This is a genomic window from Pelagibius sp., assembly GCF_028289705.1.
GTDB lineage: Bacteria > Pseudomonadota > Alphaproteobacteria > Kiloniellales > Kiloniellaceae > Pelagibius.
In genome coordinates, this window is record NZ_JANQOI010000032.1 from 15,274 (window position 1) to 32,989 (window position 17,716).

The window sequence follows — 17,716 nt, forward strand, 5'->3', positions numbered from 1 at the left end:
AAATCTTGCTATCCCATAGGAAGAAAGGCGGCCCCTGTGGGTGGGTCAGATTGACAAATCGCGTTTTGGCCCTAGGCTCCCGCGGCGCGAGGGCGATTGCAAATCGTTGATTGGAGAAGCAACCGGTTATGGAGGATCCCGCTATCGAAACCGAGACTCTCAGTCCAGCAGATCACGATCGCCCAGAGGACCACAATCAAACAGACACCATCGGCTGCCGGATCGGCCGCGCGCGCGAAGCCGCCGGATTGACGGCCGCGCAGGCCGCCCGCCGCCTGGCCGTCAAGACCGCGACCTGGCAGGCTTGGGAGACCAACCGGTCAGAGCCCCGCTCCAACAAGCTGATCATGATCGCCGGCACCCTGGCAGTGAGCCCGGCCTGGTTGCTGACCGGGCGGGGCGAAGGTCCCACCGAGGCCATCGCGGACGACGTCCAGTTGCTGTTTCAGGAACTGCGGCTGATTTCGCAGGAAGTCGATACGGCGAAAGCCCGCCTGGATGGCATCCTGCAACGCCTGGAGACCTTCCACTCCTATAACCACGTCGAGTCGCAATAAAGCGCGGCCGGCGGTTACCGTTCCCGCCAATCGGAGCGGCCGAAGCCTGGCCGCTCTTGACGCTCCCGTGGTATGGGCTTAAACACGCGATCTCCGTGCAAGCCGCCGGTTCCCCGGCGGGCGGATCAGCGAAGATTGCGCCCGTATTCACGCCTTCGCGGATGGTGGCTGTAGCTCAGTTGGTTAGAGCGCCTGGTTGTGGTCCAGGAGGTCGTGGGTTCAAATCCCATCAGCCACCCCAGATTCCGATTTTTCCAACCGGCTACAGACGCCTTGGGTTTGGTCCCGACCCCGCGTGATCGCCTAGGGTCGAACCAGGGATTTTCCTAGTCGTATTCGCTGATCGATAGAAGCCCGAAGCTGTCCTGCACCGCCGTGCGCCGCGCGTTGGTCTGGAGGGCTGTCAGCAGGCTCGAGAGACGCCACTCCGGCGCGGCGGGTGCGGGGCCCAGATCGAGGGCGAAGGTGATGCCCACGCTGTAGCCGCCGCCGCTGTCAGCGGCGAAGTCGGACCCGAAGGTGAACGGCCCGAGGTGCTGGTCGAGCCCAAGGCGCGCCTCGGAATGAGAGGCGAGCGGATCGTGGGTCAGGTCCAGCGCCGCTTCCAACCCGCGCTCCAGGGACCAGCGGGAGGCAAGCGAGAGTTCGGTGAGCTGGCGCTGCGGCAGCACATCGAACTCCAATTGGCCCTCATGGCGTGCGCCCATCCAATCGAAGCCAAAAGTGAGCTCCCCGTCGGCGGCGCCTTCCGCGGTGCCGCCAGCCTGGAAATCCTGCGCCAGGTCCAGCGCCGCACCGATGTTCAGGCGGGGCAGGTGGAGGCTGCCGGTCACGGCGAAGTCGAAACTGTGTTTTCCCGAGGCGAAAGACCGGAAGTCGCCGCTGAAGGTCAGGGGCAGCTCGACGGCCTGGCCCAGATCGAACCGCGCCGCCGCGCTCACCCGGCTGTGGCGGGCGAGGGGATCGTCCGCTTCGTCGGCCTGGGAGAGGTTCAGGGAGGCGAAATACTCCCTGTGCTCGGCGAGCAGATGCAGGGGGCCCAGATCGAACCGGGTGGAGACCTCGCCCATGGCCGAGCCGTCCCCGTCCATGACGAGATCCAGTTCTTCACTGTGACCGAGGGAGGTAGTGGCAAGAGCGAGCAGCAGCGTCAGGCTGATCAGGACACTGTGCAGCGGCGATCTGCTATCGCAGGCGGAAACGCGCATCAATCGCTTGGCTCGTTTGGCCCCGGCAGCGCCCTGGGGCCCGGTAATATCTCGTTAAGAATTCATAAAGTAATCATCTTAATATTTCGTAAACCATAATAAATTTGTTCGTTTCACGTGAAACAATGAATCGAGATCTTGTGTATAAATACAGATATGTAAGTAATAAGTCTTATGAGGAAGAATGTTGGTGGCAGACGTGTAGTCACGAACAAAGTCAGCAAAGAACTGTGTGACACCAAAGTGTCCTGTGACAGGGATGTGACCGCCAAACGATTTCAGATTGTTGTTAATGCCCGGCGGCTGTTATTTCGGGGGAGGGCGTTGAGGGCTGGCTTGGCGGCGCGCTTCCGAGGCGCCCGTTGCCGCTCTGCGGTTTTGATTTGCCGTTACTTCCAGACCGGGTGCCCCCGCCGCCGGGGGCGGCCTGCACGCTTGGCAGAGCCGGGTCTGAGACCTTATGCAAGGGGAAGCCGCGGTGCGGGCCGTGCAGGCGAGCGGCTGTACGCCCCTGGTGCGGACCGCGGCCTGTACGGGGTCTGGCAGTGCTCATTGTACGTGCTTCCGGCTATGGGCGTGATTGAGAGAGGGGAACGAAGGCGATGCCGGACGGGCGCGCGGGACGAGGCAGCGAAGTTCTGACGGTCGCACAGATGTATGAGGCCGACCGTCTTGCCATGGACGCCGGTATACCGGGGATCGAACTGATGGAAGCGGCGGGCCGGGCCGTCGCCGAGCGCGCCCTGGAGATCGCTCCGGCCGATGCCACCGTCCTTATATTATGCGGGCCGGGGAACAACGGCGGCGACGGTTTCGTTGCGGCACGCCACCTGGAGGCCGCCGGCCGCCAGGTCCGCCTGGCCCTGCTCGGAAGTCTGGAGGGGCTGTCGGGCGATGCCGCCGCCGCTTCCAAAACCTGGGAGGGGGCGGTCGAAGCCCTCGACCCGGGGGGGCTCGCCGGGGTCGGCCTGGTGGTGGATGCGCTCTTCGGGGCCGGCCTCAACCGCGCCCTGGACGGCGAGCCGGCCGCGCTGGTGGAGGCGGTTGCCGAGGCGGGAATCCCGGTGCTGGCCGTGGACGTGCCCAGCGGGATCGCCGGCGACCGTGGCGAGCCGCTGGGCGGGGTGGCCTTTCGCGCGGTGGCGACGGTCACCTTCTTTCGCAAGAAGCCGGCGCACCTGCTTGTGCCGTCACGCGCCTTCTGCGGCACCGTCTCTCAGGTGGATATCGGCATTCCCGAGAGCGTCCTGGAGCGGATCGAAACTACCTGTTACGAGAACGGCCCGCCGCTCTGGCTGGACGGCTTTCCCTGGCGCCGGGCGGACGCGCACAAGTATCACGCCGGCCACGCCCTGATCTGCGGGGGCGCGACGATGACCGGGGCGGCCCAACTGGCTTCGCGGGCCGCGCTGCGCGTCGGGGCGGGGCTGGTCACCGTCACCTGCACAGCCGACAGCCTGCCCGTCTATGCCCTGGCAAACCCCAGCGTGATCACCCTGCCGCTGGCCGCGCCGGAGGACTTCGCCGCTGCCCTGGAGGACCCGCGCCGCAACGCCCTGCTGCTCGGGCCCGGCAACGGCGCTACGGCGGAGACCCGCGCGCGGGCGCTGTTGGCCCTAGGGAGCAGACGAACCGTGGTGCTGGATGCCGATGGGCTGACTATCTTCGAGAACGGGTCCGCGGAACTCTTTACGGCCATCGCCGTGGCTGAGGGCGAGACGGTACTGACGCCCCATGACGGGGAGTTCAGGCGCCTCTTTCCGGATCTGGAGGGTAGTCGCCTGGAGCGTGCCCGTGCCGCCGCGCAGCGCTGCGGCGCGACGCTGGTGTTGAAGGGGCCGGACAGCGTGGTGGCGGCGCCGGACGGCCGCGCTTCCATCAACCCGGCGGCCCCGCCCTGGCTGGCCACCGCGGGCACCGGCGATGTGCTGGCGGGCATGGTCACGGGTCTGTTGGCGCAGGGCATGCCGGCCTTCGAGGCGGCGAGCGCGGCGGTTTGGCTGCACACGGCGGCGGCCTTCCGCTTCGGCCCCGGCATGATCTCGGAAGACCTGCCCGATGCCCTTCCCGATGTGCTGGGCGAGCTCTACGAGGTCGCGTAATCCGCGCCCTATCGTTCTGAAATTATGCAATAATTTTAGGCAGTTCGCTTGTAATCGTTAACGAAAACTTCACGCCTGCAGGCGCAAAATCACGCCTAAGTTGGTCAAGGATTGGCCTTTCTCGGGGGGTGGCCTTGATTGAGAAGGTATTGAAATCATGCTTGCAACGAACTGGTTTCGGCAATCTGCGCCAGCCGACCAGATAAAGGTCGGCAGCGTCTACCAGCGGGCTCATGACGGTAACATCATCGAAACGGCGAAGGTGATCGACGTCGGCCGCGACGCCTTGGGCATTCCCCACGTGACCTATGACGTCTCGGTCGAACGGGCTCGGCTCGCCAAATACGAAGAGCGGCGTACCCTGGGTCTCGAGAGTTTCGCCGAGCGCTTTCGCGAATCCATTGCCGCCGACCGGAAGGGCGACGGCAAGCCCGCCGCTTCCAGGAAGTCCCCCGCCAAGCACGACGCCTGAACCGCCGGCGCCACGTTCCGGCAGGATCGCTTTCCCGCGGTCGGTCGTGCCGATGGCCCGGCCGGCGACGATGGCGCCCCAGGCCCCATGGACAAGTCCCCACGGACAAGGCTCAGCGCGCCCCGCAGTGGTTAGGTGAAATTAATCCTGCGTCAAAGATTTATCCCTAATCTGACCGACATGGAAACCACGCGACAGGAAAAGGCCCAGACGTCCGTCGACCAGACGTCCGTCGACCAGACGTCCGTCAACCAGTCGGCCGAGACCTCGGCCCGGCCGAGCAGCCTTTGGCGGCAGCTCTCGGGCGCCTTCGGCGGCGGCGACCGGCGCAGCCTTTTCTCCAAGCGCGGCACCAACGCGGCGGGCGTCAAGGCCGGCCGCATCTTTCGCCACAGCGACGGCAAGGGCCGCAACGAGACCGCGACAGTCATCGGCCTCTGCGAGATCCTGGGCATGCCCCACGTCCGTTACGACCTGCGGATCGATCAGCCGGGCCACCGGCCGTTCGAGGACGGCCCGCGGGTGCTCGGAATGAAGACCTTCGTGGAGCACTTCTGCGAGCCCGTCGGCTCCTGACCGCCGGCGTCGCGGCGTCCGTCGCCTCAATTCCACCGCTCTGACCCCCGGCCGCCACCTGGGCACTGCCGCAGCAGCGCAAATTCGCCGATTTTCCGCGCCCTTGCGTGGCCGCTTGCTATTGCGCGACCGGTCCCGATGATATACATCGGCCATCCGCGGATAACGCGGGCGTGGCGGAACTGGTAGACGCGCTGGTTTTAGGTACCAGTGGAGTGATCCATGGGGGTTCGAGTCCCTCCGCCCGCACCAACCGAACGTGGTGGGATCACGGTCCTGCCCGGCTCAACAGGCACCCCTCGGATCATCACATGAGACAAGGCTCGGAAAGGCCTAGCCGAACATGCAGGTCACGGAAGTAAGCAGCGAAGGCTTGAAGCGCGACTTCAAGGTTGTCATCGGCGCCAAGGAGATTGGCGAGAAGGTCGAAGCCCGCCTGCGGGAGCTGAGCGTCAAGGTCAAGGTCCCCGGCTTCCGGCCGGGCAAGGCGCCCATCAAGCTGCTGAAGCAGCGCTTCGGCCCCTCGGTGATGGGCGAGGTGCTGGAACGGGCGGTCACCGACTCCTCGGCCCAGGCGCTGAACGAGCGCGGGCTGCGTCCGGCAGTCCAGCCGAAGATCGAGATCGTCTCCTTCGACGACGGCCAGGACCTCGAATACAGCATGGCCATCGAGCTGCTGCCGGAAATCGAGCCAATGGACTTCTCCAAGATCGAGCTGGAGCGGGTCAAGGTGATGGTTCCGGACGAGGAGGTCGGCGCGGCCATCGACCGCCTGGCGGAGGCCCGCAAGGAGTCCAAGCCGCTGGAGACCCCGCGCAAATCGGAGTCCGGCGACATTCTGGTCATCGATTTCAAGGGCACCGTCCACGGTGAGGCGCTGCCCGGGATGGCCGCCGACGATCATCACCTGGAGCTGGGATCCAACAGCTTCATTGCCGGCTTCGAGGACCAGCTCATCGGCGTCGAGGTGGGGGAGACCCGGGAAGTCAAGGTGACCTTCCCCGAGGCCTATGGCAACGAGAAGCTGGCCGGCCAGCCCGCGGTCTTCCAATGCACCGTCAAGGAGATCCGCGAAGCGGTGCCCGTGGCGGTCGATGACGAGATGGCCAAGTCGATGGGGGCGGAGAGCCTGGAAGACCTGCGCGACAAGGTGAAGGAGCGGCTCGGCGCCGACTATGACGGCCTGTCGCGCATGCGCATGAAGCGCAAGATCCTGGACAAGCTGGCCGACGCCCACGACTTCGGCGTGCCGGAGAGCATGGTCGAGCTGGAGTTCGAGGCGATCTGGCAACAGGTCGAGGCGGACCGCCAGAGGGGCAATGTCGACCCGGACGACGAAGGCAAGGAAGACGACGACGTGAAAGCCGAGTACCGGGAGATCGCCGAGCGGCGGGTGCGCCTCGGGCTGCTGCTCTCGGAGGTCGGCCGTCTCAACCAGATCGACGTGACCCAGGACGAGGTCAATCAGGCGCTGTTCCGCGAGGCCCAGCGCCACCCCGGCCAGGAACAGCAGGTGCTGGAGTTCTACCGGGCGAATCCGGAGGCCATGGCCCAGCTCCGCGCCCCCCTGTTCGAGGACAAGGTGGTCGACTTCATCGTCGACCTGGCTCAGGTAACCGAGCGCGAGCTCTCGCCGGATCAGCTCCGCGAGGAAGAGGAGAAGGAGGCCGCCGAGGCCGAGACACCGAAGAAGCCAGCCAAGAAATCTGCCAAGAAAGCGGCCAAAAAGGCGGCTGGCGCGGACGCGGCACAGGCGGAAGAGACCGAGGCCGGCGAGGCTGCGGCCGAGGCGGGCGCGGCGGACAAGGACGGGTCCTGAGGGCCGCCGGCCGGCGGCCTGCGTGCGAAGTGCTTTTCATAGCGGCGCGAAACACTTAGATGTGACGTTGTCTTGGTCGACGGCGCCACGGCGGGCGTGCCCGGCGCACCGGAGGCCAGCTCAATAGAGGAAGGTCCATGAGCTACCTGTCTGACTCGGTCCCCAACCATCACGATCTGGTAATGAACACCCTGGTGCCGATGGTGGTCGAACAGACCAGCCGCGGCGAGCGCGCCTACGATATCTATTCCCGGCTGCTCAAGGAGCGCATCATCTTCCTGACCGGGCCGGTGCACGACGCGGTGGCCAGCCTGGTCTGCGCCCAGCTCCTGTATCTGGAGTCGGAGAACCCGACCCAGGACATCTTCTTCTACATCAACTCGCCCGGCGGCGTGGTGACCTCGGGCCTGGCCATGTACGACACCATGCAATACATCCGGCCGGCGGTGCAGACCGTCTGCATCGGCCAGGCCGCCTCCGCCGGCTCCCTGCTGTTGATGGCCGGTGCGCAGGGCAAGCGCTTCGCGCTGCCGAACTCCAAGATCATGATCCACCAGCCCTCCGGCGGCTACCAGGGGCAGGTCACCGACATCCAGATCCATGCCGAGGACATCCTCCGCACGCGGACCCGGCTGAACGAGATTTACGCCCAGCACTGCGGCAAGGATCTGGCCACCATCGAATCCTCCATGGAGCGCGACAATTTCATGTCGCCCGAGGAGGCCAAGGACTTCGGTCTGATCGACGAGGTGGTCACCGAGCGGCCGCGCGGCGACGACGAGGCGGCGGGTGAGGACGGGAAGGACGGCTAGCGGGGCCGGGCGCGGCCTGATGGGACGGGTCCCGGCGCTCCAGGGTGGCATGGCCGGCCGGCGCTCCGCCCGTATGGGTTGTGGGCGCCGGTGGCGATCGTTAACCCTTCCATTAAGAGATTATTGAACCCTGGCAATTAGGCTCAAATTGCCCTGTTGGAGAAGCACCCCCGTACCCCCTTCGGAGCAACCTGGAATACCTTGGTTTTTGTCGTTGTGCGGGCACGGGGCGTATGACTAACATGGCAAGGTGAGGAACAAGCGCCTAGAAAAAGCGGTATGAGCAAGTCAAGCGGCAGCGATTCCAAGAATACCCTCTATTGCTCCTTCTGCGGCAAAAGCCAGCATGAGGTGCGCAAGCTCATCGCCGGTCCGACGGTGTTCATCTGCGACGAGTGCGTCGTGCTCTGCATGGACATCATCCGCGAAGAGCACAAGACGACCCTCGTCAAGTCGCGCGACGGCGTTCCCACACCCCAGGACATCTGCACGGTGCTGGATGACTATGTGATCGGCCAGGCGCATGCCAAGCGCGTGCTCTCGGTGGCTGTCCATAATCACTACAAGCGCCTGGCCCATGGGGCCAAGTCGGCCGATGTCGAGCTGGCCAAGTCCAACATCCTGCTCATCGGTCCGACGGGCTGCGGCAAGACGCTGCTGGCCCAGACCCTGGCGCGGATTCTCGACGTGCCCTTTACCATGGCCGACGCCACGACCCTGACCGAGGCCGGCTACGTGGGCGAGGATGTCGAGAACATCATTCTAAAGCTGCTGCAGTCTGCCGACTACAACGTCGAGCGCGCCCAGCGCGGCATCGTCTACATCGACGAGGTGGACAAGATCAGCCGCAAGTCCGACAACCCCTCCATCACCCGCGATGTGTCGGGCGAGGGCGTCCAGCAGGCGCTCTTGAAGATCATGGAGGGCACGGTGGCCTCGGTCCCGCCCCAGGGCGGCCGCAAGCACCCGCAGCAGGAATTCCTGCAGGTCGACACCACCAACATCCTGTTCATCTGTGGCGGCGCCTTCGCCGGCCTCGACAAACTGATCGCTGGCCGCGGCAAGGGAACCTCCATCGGCTTCGGCGCCGATGTGCGCGGGCCCGACGACCGCTCCACCGGCGAGGTGCTGAAGGATGTGGAGCCGGAAGATCTGCTCAAGTTCGGTCTGATCCCGGAGTTCGTCGGCCGCCTGCCGGTGGTGGCGACCCTGGAGGATCTCGACGAGGATGCGCTCATCGAAATCCTCACCCAGCCGAAGAACGCCCTGGTCAAGCAGTACGAGCGGCTGTTCGAGATGGAGGACGTGCGGGTCGACTTTACCGAAGACGCGCTCCGCGCGATTTCCGCCAAGGCAATTGCGCGCAAGACCGGCGCGCGCGGGCTGCGTTCCATCATGGAAAGCATCCTGCTCGATCCCATGTACGATCTCCCCGGCCTGGAAGGGGTGGAGGAAATCGTCATCAACCGGGAGGTCGTCGACGGGCGGGCCAAGCCTCTCTACATCTACACAGACCGTCGTGAGGATCTCGGAACAAGCGCTTAGGTGCTTGTTTTGCTGCCATTAATGCGGGACCTTGAAGTCCCGGCAAGAATCTACAATTTTTAACGGATGACGCTCTAGACTCGGCCCCCGACCGTTGTTCGTTGGTATGCGGCCTGTCCGCTCTTAGGTCTCATAAGAGGTATCATGTTGGAAATCGCTCGCGGCAACCTGTTCCCTGTCCTGCCTTTGCGCGACATCGTCGTCTTCCCGCACATGATCGTGCCGCTGTTCGTCGGCCGCGATAAGTCCGTGCGCGCCCTCGAAGACGTCATGAAAGACGACAAGCAAATTCTGCTGGTCACCCAGAAGAATGCGGCCCAGGACGACCCGACCCCGCCTGACATCTATTCGGTTGGCACCATCGGCACGGTGCTGCAGCTCCTGAAGCTGCCGGACGGCACCGTCAAGGTGCTGGTCGAGGGCGGCCAGCGGGCGCGGATCACCAAGTACGCCGACACCGAGGAGTTCTTCCAGGCCCACGCCGAGATCGTCCAGGACGATGACGGCGACGACCGGGAACTCGACGCCCTGGCGCGCACCGTAGTCTCGCAGTTCGAGCAGTACATCAAGCTCAACAAGAAGATCCCGCCGGAAGTGCTGGTATCCATCAACCAGATCGACGACTTCAGCAAGCTGGCGGACACCGTCGCCTCGCATCTGGCCCTGAAGATTCCGGAGAAGCAGGAGCTGCTGGAGAGCGAGACCGTCAGCGACCGCCTGGAGAAGGTCTATGCCTTCATGGAAGGCGAGATCGGCGTGCTTCAGGTCGAAAAGCGGATCCGCAACCGGGTCAAGCGGCAGATGGAGAAGACCCAGCGCGAGTACTATCTGAATGAGCAGTTGAAGGCCATTCAGAAGGAGCTGGGCGAGGGCGAGGACGGCCGTGATGAGCTGGCCGAACTGGAAGAGCGCATCAAGGCCACCAAGCTGTCCAAGGAAGCCAACGAAAAGGCCATGGCCGAGCTGAAGAAGCTGCGCGCCATGAGCCCGATGTCGGCGGAAGCCACGGTGGTGCGCAACTACCTCGACTGGATCCTGTCCATTCCCTGGAAGAAGCGGACCAAGATCAAGCGCGACATCAAGCACGCGCAGGGCATCCTCGATGCCGACCACTACGGCCTCGACAAAGTCAAGGAGCGCATCCTCGAATACCTCGCCGTGCAGCAGCGCATGAAGAAGGTGAAGGGGCCGATCCTCTGCCTCGTCGGACCGCCGGGCGTCGGCAAGACCTCGCTCGGCAAGTCCATCGCCAAGGCGACCGGGCGCAACTTCGTGCGCATGAGCCTGGGCGGCGTGCGCGACGAAGCGGAGATCCGCGGCCACCGCCGGACCTATATCGGCTCGATGCCGGGCAAGGTCGTGCAGAGCATGAAGAAGGCCAAGTCCTCCAATCCGCTGTTCCTCTTGGACGAGGTGGACAAGCTGGGCGCGGACTGGCGCGGCGATCCCTCTTCGGCGCTGCTGGAAGTGCTCGACCCGGAACAGAACAGCACCTTCAACGACCACTACCTGGAGGTCGACTACGACCTTTCGGACGTGATGTTCGTGACCACCGCCAACACCCTGCGCATGCCGGGGCCGCTGCTGGACCGCATGGAGGTGATCCGCATCCCCGGCTACACCGAGGATGAGAAGACCCAGATCGCCCTGCGCTATCTGATCCCGAAGCAGATGAAGGACCACGGCGTAAAGCCTGAGGAGTGGACGATCTCCGAACAGGCCCTGCGCGACCTGATCCGCCAGTACACCCGCGAGGCCGGCGTGCGCAATCTCGAGCGCGAGATCGCCGGGCTGGTGCGCAAGGCGGTCAAGGAAATCGCCATGGGCAAGGCCAAGAAGATCGCCCTCAACCGGCGCAATCTGGCCAAGTACGCGGGCGTTCCGCGCTATCGCCATGGCGAGGCGGAGCAGGAGGATCTGGTCGGCGTGTCCACCGGTTTGGCCTGGACCGAGGTCGGCGGTGAGCTGCTGTCCATCGAGGCGGTGACCCTGCCGGGCAAGGGCAAGGTCACGGCCACCGGCAAGCTGGGCGATGTCATGAAGGAATCGATCCAAGCGGCCGAATCCTATGTGAAAAGCCGTGCTGTCGACTATGGCATCAAGCCGACGCTCTTCGAGCGCAAGGACATCCACGTCCACGTGCCCGAGGGCGCGACCCCCAAGGACGGGCCCTCGGCGGGTGTCGCCATGGTCACCGCCATCGTGTCGGTGCTGACCGGCAACGCGGTGCGCCGCGACGTTGCCATGACCGGCGAGGTGACGCTGCGTGGGCGGGTGCTGCCCATCGGCGGGCTGAAGGAGAAGCTGCTGGCGGCGCTGCGGGCCAACATCAAGACGGTTCTCATTCCCAAGGAGAACGAGAAGGATCTGGCCGACATTCCCGACAATGTGAAGCGCGGGATGGAGATCGTACCCACCGCCACGGTGGACGAGGTTCTGGCGCGGGCCTTGGTCGACGAACTCACGGCGATCGAGTGGAACGAATCGGACCAGGAACTCGCCGCGACTCGGGCGCCGGAAGGCAACGACAAGCGCTCAGGTGTGGTCACGCACTAACTGCGACTCCAAATTCCTCGATTCGCGGGGCAAATGTGAGGCCAAAACCGGCCAAAACCCTTGCATTTCCGCCCTTCTCACGTTGACTGCCGATCACGGCGCGATTTACAATTCGCACCTCCTCGGAGCGGTTTTCTTTATCTCTCTGCACATCCTTATCCCTACTGTTAGGAGGGGGGTTCAACGTGAACAAAAATGATCTGGTAGCAGTCGTTGCGGACAAGACGGGCCTGTCGAAGGCTGATGCGACGAAGTCGGTCGATGGCGTGTTCGACGCGATCACCGAGTCGCTGAAGTCCGGAAACGAGGTGCGCCTCGTTGGCTTCGGCACCTTCACCGTCACCAAGCGCGCTGCTTCTCAAGGCCGTAATCCCCGCACGGGCGAGCCGATTCAGATCGCTGCGTCCATGCAACCGAAGTTCAAGGCCGGCAAGGGCCTGAAGGACGCCGTCAACTAGTTATTGACGCGCTTCGCGCGGATATCGCCGGCCGCCCCGTTTGCTTCGGAGGCGGCCGGTGCTATTTTGGGCCCGCTTTCAGGACCCGCGAGGCAGGGGCCATCGCCCGTTCTTCTGTCTTCCCCGAGCAGAGCTTCGGCCAGGCCGAGGCGGCACCCTTGGGGTCCTCTGGGGCGGTTAGCTCAGCTGGCAGAGCATCGCGTTTACACCGCGAGTGTCGGCGGTTCGATCCCGTCACCGCCCACCACCCTTCGCTCTCCGAGTTTCGGGTGGCTTACGCCAGTAAGCCGCGCGAAGTCGGTAGAGCTGGGAGTGTCCGCCGAAGCCTCGGCGTAGGCGGACCGATCTCCACGGATGCTCTGAAGTTGCCAGGCGCCCAGGTCCGGTCCTTCAGGAAGCCTTAAGACGCCCATGACAGGCTGGCGCCAGGAGCGAGCTCGCCTGGAATCCGCGCCTCCCAAGGGCCCGTAGGGAATTCCCGGTGAACGGCCTTGCAGGGCCCCTCGCGCCGCTTGACACCATGGGGGCGGTGGAGTACATCACCGCGTCCCTGACAAGGGGGTGTAGCTCAGTTGGTTAGAGCGCCGGCCTGTCACGCCGGAGGCCGCGGGTTCAAGTCCCGTCACTCCCGCCATCTCATGACCAAACCCATAGGCAAAGATCTCGCGGCTAATTTCCTGTGCCGCGAGCGGCCCCGCGCGCCCGCGCGGCAGAACGACGCGCCTCGAAGGCCGCCGGGGGATTGGCGCTTTCCCGGGAATCCTTTCCGCCCTATATTTCAAGTAAATGAAGGCGCTGGGGGGGCGCCGCACGAATGACCTTGCATTGCAGCATCCCTTGCGGCAGTAAACGCTGGATCAAGGGGAATGCGTGCTCCGGTGGGGCCAGCGGGAACGACACGCCGAAAATGGCGGGCAGGAGAGTGACAGATGAATGCCTTGTTGGCTGAGTACCTGCCGATCCTGGTGTTTCTGGGTATCGCGATCGGTCTTTCGGTGTTGATCGTCGCAGCCTCCTACATCGTTGCGCGCCAGCGACCCGATTCAGAAAAGATCTCGGCTTACGAGTGCGGCTTCGAAGCCTTCGACGACGCCCGCAGCCGTTTCGACGTGCGCTTCTATCTCGTGGCCATCCTGTTCATCATCTTCGACCTCGAGGTCGCCTTTCTATTCCCCTGGGCTGTCGCCCTCGGCGACATCGGGCTCTTCGGCTTCTGGTCGATGGTGATCTTCCTGGGGATCCTGACCATCGGGTTCATCTACGAATGGAAGAAGGGGGCCCTGGAATGGGAGTAGAGTCCTTGACACCGTCTTCCGCACCCTCTGCGTCCGACCCGGCTGCGCCTTTGGCGCCCGGCCGCGCGCAGGACGCCGTGCTCAGCCGCGTCGCCACGGAGATCTCCGACAAGGGTTTCGTGGTCGCCCAGATGGACAAGCTGGCGGCCTGGGCCCAGTCCGGTTCGCTGTGGCCCATGACCTTCGGGCTGGCGTGCTGTGCCGTGGAAATGATGCACACCGCTTGCAGCCGCTATGACCTCGACCGCTTCGGCATGTTCTTCCGGCCCAGTCCGCGCCAGTCGGATGTGATGATCGTGGCGGGCACCCTGACCAACAAGATGGCGCCGGCCCTGCGCAAGGTCTACGACCAGATGCCGGAGCCGCGCTGGGTGATCTCCATGGGATCCTGCGCCAACGGCGGCGGCTACTATCACTATTCCTACTCCGTTGTGCGGGGATGCGACCGAATCGTGCCGGTGGACATCTACGTTCCCGGCTGCCCGCCGACTGCCGAGGCACTGCTCTACGGCATCATTCAGCTCCAGAAAAAGATCAAGCGCAGCGCGGCGATTGCCCGCTGACCGATTGCGCCATTGCGACGAGGAAACGCGGGAGTCCGATGATCGAAGCGCTGCAGGACCTGGGCGATTATCTTGCTGCGGCACTGGCTGATGACCTGCTGTCTCAGGACATCGGCCACGGGCAGTTGAACCTTCACATCAAGCGGCCGTCGCTGCTGAAGGTGCTGACCTTCCTGCGCGACGACCAGAACTGTCAGTTCAAGCAACTGGTCGATGTCACCGCTGTCGACCGGCCCGAGCAGCCCGACCGCCTTGAGCTGGTCTACAATCTGCTGTCCCTGAAGCTGAACCAGCGGATCCGGGTCAAGCTGACCACCGACGAGCGCAACCCGGTCGACTCCGCCTCAGGCGTTTTCTCCTCGGCGATCTGGATGGAGCGGGAGGCCTGGGACATGTTCGGCATCTTCTTCTCCGGCCACCCCGACCTGCGGCGCATCCTCACAGACTACGGCTTCGAGGGGCATCCGCTGCGCAAGGACTTCCCGCTCACCGGCTTCAAGGAAGTGCGCTACGACCAGGAGCAGAAGCGGGTGGTCTACGAGCCGGTGAACCTGCCGCAGGAGTTCCGCCGCTTCGATTTCCTCAGCCCCTGGGAGGGCATGCTGCGCCTGCCGGGCGACGAGAAGGCCGAAGCGCAGAAGAGCGAGGAAGGAGGGGCCTGATGGCCGAGGTTCAGATCAAGCCGCTGACCCTCAACTTCGGGCCTCAGCATCCGGCGGCCCACGCGGTCCTGCGCCTGGTCCTGGAAATGGACGGCGAGATCATCGAGCGGGCGGACCCGCACATCGGCCTGCTGCACCGGGGCACCGAGAAGCTCATCGAGTACAAGACCTACCTGCAGGCGGTGCCCTATTTCGACCGCCTGGACTATGTCGCGCCGATGAACCAGGAGCATGCCTTCGCCCTGGCCGTCGAGCGGCTGCTGGGGGTGGAGGTGCCGGCCCGCGGCCAGTACATCCGCGTGCTCTATTGCGAGATCGGCCGCATCCTGAACCACCTTCTGAACATCACCACCTTCGCCATCGACGTCGGGGCGATGACGCCGATCCTCTGGGGCTTCGAGGAACGCGAGAAGCTGATGGAGTTCTACGAGCGGGCCTGCGGCGCGCGCCTGCACGCCGCCTATTTCCGGCCGGGCGGGGTGCACCAGGACCTGCCGGCGGGCCTGCTCGACGACATCGCCACCTTCTGCGACACCTTTCCCCAGATCATCGACGACTTCGAAGGCCTGCTCACCGAGAACCGCATTTTCCGTCAGCGCACGGTGGACATAGGCGTGGTGAGCCGCGAAGAGGCTGAGGACTGGGGCTTCTCAGGACCCATGGTGCGCGGCTCCGGCATTCCCTGGGACCTGCGCAAGTCGCAGCCCTACGACTGCTATGCCGAGCTCGATTTCGACATTCCGGTGGGCAAAGGCGGCGACTGCTTCGCCCGCTATCTCGTGCGCATCGAGGAGATGCGCCAGAGCCTGAGGATCATCCGCCAGTGCGTTGAAAAGATGCCGGAAGGTCCGGTCCAGGTGGAGGACCAGAAGATCACGCCGCCGAAGCGCGGGGAGATGAAGCGCTCCATGGAAGCGCTGATCCATCACTTCAAGCTCTATACCGAGGGCTATCACGTGCCGCCGGGCGACACCTACGCGGCGGTCGAGGCGCCGAAGGGCGAGTTCGCCGTCTATCTGGTCTCCGACGGCACCAACCGCCCCTACCGTTGCAAGATCCGGGCGCCGGGCTTCGCCCATCTGGCCGCCATGGACTACATGTGCAAAGGCCACATGCTGGCCGATTCCGTGGCCATCCTCGGCTCCATGGACATTGTCTTCGGCGAGGTCGATCGATGAAGGCCACCAGCTATCCCCAGGGGCAAAGCGAGGACTTTGCCTTCACCCAGGAGAACCTGCGCCGCGCCGAGACGGTGATCGCCCGCTATCCGAAGGATCGCAAGTCCAGCGCCCTCATCGCCCTGCTGGATCTGGCGCAACGCCAGAACGGCGGCTGGCTCTCGGTCCCGGCCATCGAATACGTCGCCAACTATCTGGAGATCGCGCCGATCCGCGCCCACGAGGTGGCGAGCTTCTATTCCATGTTCAACGACCAGCCGGTGGGCAAGTACTTCATCCAGGTCTGCCGCACCACGCCCTGCTGGCTGCGCGGCTCCGACGGTATCACCGAGGCTTGCAAGAAGAAGCTCGGCGTGGGGCTGCGGCAGGTCAGCGAGGACGGCCTGTTCAGCGTCATCGAGGTGGAGTGCCTGGGCGCCTGCGCCAACGCGCCGATGGTCCAGATCAACGACGACTACTATGAGGACCTGACGCCTGAGCGCATGGCCGAGATCATCGATGCGTTGCGCGAAGGCGGCGAGGTGCCCGTCGGCTCCCAGACCGGGCGTCTCAGCTCCGCGCCGGAAGGCGGCCCGCAGACGCTGCTGGAAGTCGCGGACGCCAAGCCGGGGGAGGGGGCCTGATGCTGCACGACCGCGACCGCATCTTCACCAACCTCTACGGCCAGGACGACTGGAGCCTGGCGGCGGCCCGGCGCCGCGGCTGTTGGGACAACACCAAGTCGCTGCTGGAACTGGGGCGCGACAAGATCATCGAGATGGTCAAGGAAAGCGGCCTGCGCGGCCGCGGCGGGGCCGGCTTTCCCACCGGCCTGAAGTGGTCCTTCATGCCCAAGGAGCGCGGCGACCGCCCGGCCTATCTGGTGGTCAACGCCGACGAGTCCGAGCCCGGCTCCTGCAAGGACCGGGAGATCCTGCGCAACGACCCCCACCGCCTGCTGGAGGGCTGTCTGGTGGCCGGCTTCGCCATGGGGGCCGGCGCCTGCTACATCTATATCCGCGGTGAGTATTTCTTCGAGGGCTCGCAGATCCAAAGGGCCATCGACGAGGCCTATGAGGCCGGCCTCATCGGCAAGAACGCCGGCGGCTCGGGCTACGACTACGACATCTATCTGCACCGTGGGGCGGGAGCCTACATCTGCGGCGAGGAAACCGCGCTGCTGGAAAGCCTGGAAGGCAAGAAGGGCCAGCCGCGCCTGAAGCCGCCGTTTCCGGCGGCGGTCGGCCTCTACGGCTGCCCCACCACCATCAACAACGTCGAAACCATCGCCGTGGTGCCGGAGATCCTGCGCCGCGGCGTCGAATGGTGGACCGGCCTCGGCCGCCCCAACAACACCGGCACCAAGATCTTCAGCATCTCCGGCCATGTGCACAAGCCGCTGAACGTGGAAGAGGAGATGGGCATCCCCATGAAGGAGCTCATCGAAAAGCACGCCGGCGGCGTGATCGGCGGCTGGGACAACCTGCTGGCGGTGATCCCCGGCGGCTCCTCCGTGCCCTGCCTGCCGGCGACCACCTGCACGAACATCCTGATGGACTTCGACTCGCTGCGCGAGGCCCAGTCGGGCCTGGGGACCGCTGCCGTCATCGTCATGGACAAGTCCACCGACATCGTGGCGGCCATCGCCCGGCTCTCTCACTTCTACATGCACGAGAGCTGCGGCCAGTGCACGCCCTGCCGCGAGGGCACCGGCTGGATGTACCGGGTGGTCACCCGGATGATCCGCGGCGAGGCGGAAATCGAGGAGATCGATACGCTGCTCGACGTCACCTATCAGGTAGAGGGGCATACCATCTGTGCCCTCGGCGACGCGGCGGCCTGGCCGGTGCAGGGCCTGCTGCGCCACTTCCGGCCGGAAGTCGAGCGGCGCATTCTCGACTACAAGAAAACCCAGCAGGCGGCGGACTAGGGGG

16 protein-coding genes and 4 tRNA genes are annotated in these 17,716 nt (G+C 64.7%); 19 read left to right on the forward strand and 1 reads right to left on the reverse strand.

Annotated elements, in window-relative coordinates:
- Nucleotides 1-128: 128 nt before the first annotated feature.
- Nucleotides 129-557, forward strand: coding sequence for a helix-turn-helix domain-containing protein (locus Q0996_RS03835; protein WP_299616172.1), 429 nt, complete (start codon nt 129-131; stop codon nt 555-557).
- 164 nt (nt 558-721) lie between these two features.
- Nucleotides 722-798 (forward strand) — tRNA-His (locus Q0996_RS03840).
- 85 nt (nt 799-883) lie between these two features.
- Here Q0996_RS03840 and Q0996_RS03845 read toward each other — a convergent pair.
- Entirely contained in the window at nt 884-1,765 is an 882-nt protein-coding gene (locus Q0996_RS03845; RefSeq protein ID WP_299616174.1) for a hypothetical protein, read from the reverse strand.
- 602 nt (nt 1,766-2,367) lie between these two features.
- On the opposite strand from Q0996_RS03845, the gene Q0996_RS03850 reads away from it, so the two are divergent.
- The 17 genes from Q0996_RS03850 (at nt 2,368) to nuoF (ending at nt 17,712) form a co-directional block, all read left to right on the forward strand.
- Complete coding sequence (locus Q0996_RS03850; protein ID WP_299616176.1) at nt 2,368-3,867, forward strand: NAD(P)H-hydrate dehydratase; 1,500 nt, start codon at nt 2,368-2,370, stop codon at nt 3,865-3,867.
- Between the two features lie 157 nt (nt 3,868-4,024).
- The gene (locus Q0996_RS03855; protein ID WP_299616178.1) at nt 4,025-4,339 is read left to right on the forward strand and encodes a hypothetical protein; all 315 of its coding nucleotides are present in this window, start codon (nt 4,025-4,027) and stop codon (nt 4,337-4,339) included.
- 180 nt (nt 4,340-4,519) lie between these two features.
- Nucleotides 4,520-4,915: a hypothetical protein gene (locus Q0996_RS03860; RefSeq protein ID WP_299616180.1), complete on the forward strand. Its 396-nt coding sequence runs from the start codon at nt 4,520-4,522 to the stop codon at nt 4,913-4,915.
- 167 nt (nt 4,916-5,082) lie between these two features.
- Nucleotides 5,083-5,167 (forward strand) — tRNA-Leu (locus Q0996_RS03865).
- A 91-nt stretch (nt 5,168-5,258) separates the two neighbouring features.
- Nucleotides 5,259-6,734 (forward strand): trigger factor, encoded by a 1,476-nt coding sequence (gene tig, locus Q0996_RS03870; RefSeq protein ID WP_299616182.1) that lies wholly within the window; start codon nt 5,259-5,261, stop codon nt 6,732-6,734.
- 137 nt (nt 6,735-6,871) lie between these two features.
- Nucleotides 6,872-7,546, forward strand: coding sequence for an ATP-dependent Clp protease proteolytic subunit (locus tag Q0996_RS03875; RefSeq protein WP_299616184.1), 675 nt, complete (start codon nt 6,872-6,874; stop codon nt 7,544-7,546).
- Between the two features lie 279 nt (nt 7,547-7,825).
- A complete protein-coding gene (clpX, locus tag Q0996_RS03880; RefSeq protein WP_299616186.1) occupies nt 7,826-9,091 on the forward strand; it encodes an ATP-dependent Clp protease ATP-binding subunit ClpX in 1,266 nt (421 codons plus the stop codon).
- 144 nt (nt 9,092-9,235) lie between these two features.
- Nucleotides 9,236-11,647, forward strand: a complete 2,412-nt coding sequence (lon, locus tag Q0996_RS03885; protein WP_299616188.1) for an endopeptidase La — start codon at nt 9,236-9,238, stop codon at nt 11,645-11,647.
- Nucleotides 11,648-11,832: 185 nt separating this feature from the next.
- Nucleotides 11,833-12,105 carry an HU family DNA-binding protein gene (locus tag Q0996_RS03890; RefSeq protein ID WP_299392523.1) on the forward strand — a complete coding sequence of 91 codons (273 nt, stop codon included), beginning with the start codon at nt 11,833-11,835 and terminating at the stop codon, nt 12,103-12,105.
- Between the two features lie 171 nt (nt 12,106-12,276).
- Nucleotides 12,277-12,352: transfer RNA gene (locus tag Q0996_RS03895), tRNA-Val, on the forward strand.
- Between the two features lie 310 nt (nt 12,353-12,662).
- Nucleotides 12,663-12,739: transfer RNA gene (locus tag Q0996_RS03900), tRNA-Asp, on the forward strand.
- Between the two features lie 295 nt (nt 12,740-13,034).
- A complete protein-coding gene (locus tag Q0996_RS03905) occupies nt 13,035-13,400 on the forward strand; it encodes an NADH-quinone oxidoreductase subunit A (protein WP_299616191.1) in 366 nt (121 codons plus the stop codon).
- Complete coding sequence (locus tag Q0996_RS03910; RefSeq protein WP_299616193.1) at nt 13,391-13,963, forward strand: NADH-quinone oxidoreductase subunit B family protein; 573 nt, start codon at nt 13,391-13,393, stop codon at nt 13,961-13,963. Before Q0996_RS03905 ends, Q0996_RS03910 begins: the two co-directional genes overlap by 10 nt.
- Nucleotides 13,964-14,001: 38 nt before the next feature.
- Nucleotides 14,002-14,625 carry an NADH-quinone oxidoreductase subunit C gene (locus tag Q0996_RS03915; protein WP_299616195.1) on the forward strand — a complete coding sequence of 208 codons (624 nt, stop codon included), beginning with the start codon at nt 14,002-14,004 and terminating at the stop codon, nt 14,623-14,625.
- Nucleotides 14,625-15,803, forward strand: a complete 1,179-nt coding sequence (locus Q0996_RS03920) for an NADH-quinone oxidoreductase subunit D (RefSeq protein WP_299616197.1) — start codon at nt 14,625-14,627, stop codon at nt 15,801-15,803. Before Q0996_RS03915 ends, Q0996_RS03920 begins: the two co-directional genes overlap by 1 nt.
- Nucleotides 15,800-16,426 carry an NADH-quinone oxidoreductase subunit NuoE gene (gene nuoE, locus Q0996_RS03925; protein ID WP_299616199.1) on the forward strand — a complete coding sequence of 209 codons (627 nt, stop codon included), beginning with the start codon at nt 15,800-15,802 and terminating at the stop codon, nt 16,424-16,426. Before Q0996_RS03920 ends, nuoE begins: the two co-directional genes overlap by 4 nt.
- Entirely contained in the window at nt 16,426-17,712 is a 1,287-nt protein-coding gene (gene nuoF / locus Q0996_RS03930) for an NADH-quinone oxidoreductase subunit NuoF (RefSeq protein ID WP_299616201.1), read from the forward strand. The genes nuoE and nuoF overlap by 1 nt, the downstream gene beginning before the upstream one ends.
- Nucleotides 17,713-17,716: the final 4 nt, after the last annotated feature.

Excerpts from the sequence above, each read along its gene's own strand:
- Q0996_RS03860 (WP_299616180.1), top strand. The coding sequence starts at position 4,520 with ATGGAAACCACGCGACAGGAAAAGGCCCAGACGTCCGTCGACCAGACG.
- Q0996_RS03910 (WP_299616193.1), top strand. The coding sequence starts at position 13,391 with ATGGGAGTAGAGTCCTTGACACCGTCTTCCGCACCCTCTGCGTCCGAC.
- Q0996_RS03905 (WP_299616191.1), top strand. The coding sequence starts at position 13,035 with ATGAATGCCTTGTTGGCTGAGTACCTGCCGATCCTGGTGTTTCTGGGT.
- Q0996_RS03920 (WP_299616197.1), top strand. The coding sequence starts at position 14,625 with ATGGCCGAGGTTCAGATCAAGCCGCTGACCCTCAACTTCGGGCCTCAG.
- Q0996_RS03850 (WP_299616176.1), top strand. The coding sequence starts at position 2,368 with ATGCCGGACGGGCGCGCGGGACGAGGCAGCGAAGTTCTGACGGTCGCA.
- Q0996_RS03835 (WP_299616172.1), top strand. The coding sequence starts at position 129 with ATGGAGGATCCCGCTATCGAAACCGAGACTCTCAGTCCAGCAGATCAC.
- nuoF (WP_299616201.1), top strand. The coding sequence starts at position 16,426 with ATGCTGCACGACCGCGACCGCATCTTCACCAACCTCTACGGCCAGGAC.
- Q0996_RS03875 (WP_299616184.1), top strand. The coding sequence starts at position 6,872 with ATGAGCTACCTGTCTGACTCGGTCCCCAACCATCACGATCTGGTAATG.
- Q0996_RS03845 (WP_299616174.1), bottom strand. The coding sequence starts at position 1,765 with ATGCGCGTTTCCGCCTGCGATAGCAGATCGCCGCTGCACAGTGTCCTG.
- tig (WP_299616182.1), top strand. The coding sequence starts at position 5,259 with ATGCAGGTCACGGAAGTAAGCAGCGAAGGCTTGAAGCGCGACTTCAAG.
- nuoE (WP_299616199.1), top strand. The coding sequence starts at position 15,800 with ATGAAGGCCACCAGCTATCCCCAGGGGCAAAGCGAGGACTTTGCCTTC.
- Q0996_RS03915 (WP_299616195.1), top strand. The coding sequence starts at position 14,002 with ATGATCGAAGCGCTGCAGGACCTGGGCGATTATCTTGCTGCGGCACTG.
- lon (WP_299616188.1), top strand. The coding sequence starts at position 9,236 with ATGTTGGAAATCGCTCGCGGCAACCTGTTCCCTGTCCTGCCTTTGCGC.
- Q0996_RS03855 (WP_299616178.1), top strand. The coding sequence starts at position 4,025 with ATGCTTGCAACGAACTGGTTTCGGCAATCTGCGCCAGCCGACCAGATA.
- clpX (WP_299616186.1), top strand. The coding sequence starts at position 7,826 with ATGAGCAAGTCAAGCGGCAGCGATTCCAAGAATACCCTCTATTGCTCC.